General features: G+C 36.2%; 3 protein-coding genes. All 3 read right to left on the reverse strand.

Annotated elements, in window-relative coordinates; all coding sequences use genetic code 11:
* A partial coding sequence (locus B5F08_RS13015) for a hypothetical protein (RefSeq protein WP_143256437.1) occupies positions 1-288 on the reverse strand: 288 nt, incomplete at its 3' end.
* Between the two features lie 26 nt (positions 289-314).
* Positions 315-1,565, reverse strand: coding sequence for a hypothetical protein (locus B5F08_RS13020; protein ID WP_087380372.1), 1,251 nt, complete (start codon positions 1,563-1,565; stop codon positions 315-317).
* 32 nt (positions 1,566-1,597) lie between these two features.
* On the reverse strand, positions 1,598-1,832 hold a 235-nt coding region (locus B5F08_RS13440), incomplete at its 5' end, for a hypothetical protein (protein ID WP_204245211.1).

Below are 1,832 nucleotides of genomic sequence, written 5' to 3' on the forward strand. Positions count from 1 at the left end.
TTCAAAGTCTGTGCAAAAGCTATGGGCATATGGCAAAGCAGCTATTGTCGTTGCAAAGATAGAATATCCTGCTACCACATCAGAATACCACACATCAAAAACAGATAAAATTATCTGTCTGTCTGCCATTAAAAGACTTTTTCTTCCCCAAGCCCATGATAACTCAAAATTGTTTATAAAGTCATTTACAAAGAACAAACACATCATAAGGAAAATCGTGGCGATAAACACGGGATTTATAAAAGCTCTCTTTAAGTCCATTCTAAATGCGCCCATAAACCGCTTCATTTCTTATCCCTCCTTTAATTTAAAATTTAAGCCAAACCAACATCAAAAGTATATTCTCCTGTAACAGCGTCAACTGTCCAATCTATAATTTTAGTTTCTGTCAGATTTCCATCCAAAGGCAATGGTTTTTCAGAAATTTCAATTTCATCATTTTGAACCGTCCTTACATATATTTTCCAAACAGGTCGGATTTCATAATTTTTATTTTCTCTTAATGTTCTTCCCTTTTTATAGGAAACGTAATTAAGGCTTATTTGGAATACCTCTGCGTCAAATAAACTGCACATTGAATCAATACTCTCTTTGACCTTTTCCAATGCTTCTTCCGGACCTATTATTTTATTCCCCTGAGTCGCCACTGAATTTAACTTCATATCAAAGTAGTCAAAAGCTGGGGTTGAAAACTTTATAACACCGTCCTCTGTAATCCAAATATAGGCAGGCACAATATATTTCAACGGAAGTTCCGACGTAGTATCTACAACCGAATTTATATATGGAAAATCAATTCCGTCAACCGTATATGTATAGTAAATCAGATAGCTGTCTTTTGTTTCATAAGGTGATGTGTAGTCCCATTTTTCATTTAACAAATCCAGCGTTTCCTTTTCCACCGAAAGCACATGGGTTATATTGCAATCAAAATTTGTCACACTGCTTATGATGTTTTCCGCTTTGGCTTTTGCCTCTTCCCTTGTCATAAAGTCAAAGTCCTTTCCGCAGTCCACCTCATTAACCGATTCCTGGGTTATTCCCAAATGGTCAAAATAGCGTGTTTCACACTGCGAAGCTGTAAAATCATGATAAAAGAGAAACGATCCTCCCCAAGTTAAACTTCCGTTATACATATTTTCCGCATCTCTGTTGTCTGCATTATATATAGTATATCTTTTGTCCTCAAATTTAAAATCTGCGGGACAATCCTCATAATCATTTTCGTTTAACTCACTATAAATCTCAAAAACTCTGTTGCCTTTTATTTCAAAAAGTTCCATAGGGTCGCTTTCCTTATATAAACACGCCTCTGCGTTGTAGGTGTTCATATTTGAAAAGTCCACGCCCTCAGGCACAATAACATCGGCATCAACTGTTACCTTATCACTTATAACCATGTCAATATGCTTGGGAAACTCTTCGTTGTTTTCAAAACCATTCTGTGTTTCCCCTTCGACCGTTGGAGCCTCAGTATAGTCCACATCTCCTCCGCATCCGTTCAGAACTAACACAAATATTAGAGCTGCTAATTCTAAGCAAATGATTTTTAATACTTTTTTCATAATAATCCCTCCTGTAGCTTAAACAAACATACTTAGCCATAATAAATCCTCCTTTTCGCCTTATTGACAAAAATATAGGAAAAGAGAGTTGTCAGTAAAAGTGTATAAAGCAAAGTTACAAGATACCCGGGAATAGCTACACCGGAATTTAGATGATCCAATGAAAATACGCTGTGTATATACAAATCGCTCAGCGGCAGATAAAGTGAAAAATAACGCACATAATAGACAAGCAGATAAGGCGATACTATTACAAGGAACTTGCTT

Source organism: Anaeromassilibacillus sp. An172, assembly GCF_002160515.1.
Lineage (GTDB): Bacteria > Bacillota > Clostridia > Oscillospirales > Acutalibacteraceae > Limousia > Limousia pullorum.

Bases quoted from the DNA above. Each gene is read 5' to 3' on its own strand.
- B5F08_RS13020 (WP_087380372.1), bottom strand. From the start codon at position 1,565: ATGAAAAAAGTATTAAAAATCATTTGCTTAGAATTAGCAGCTCTAATA.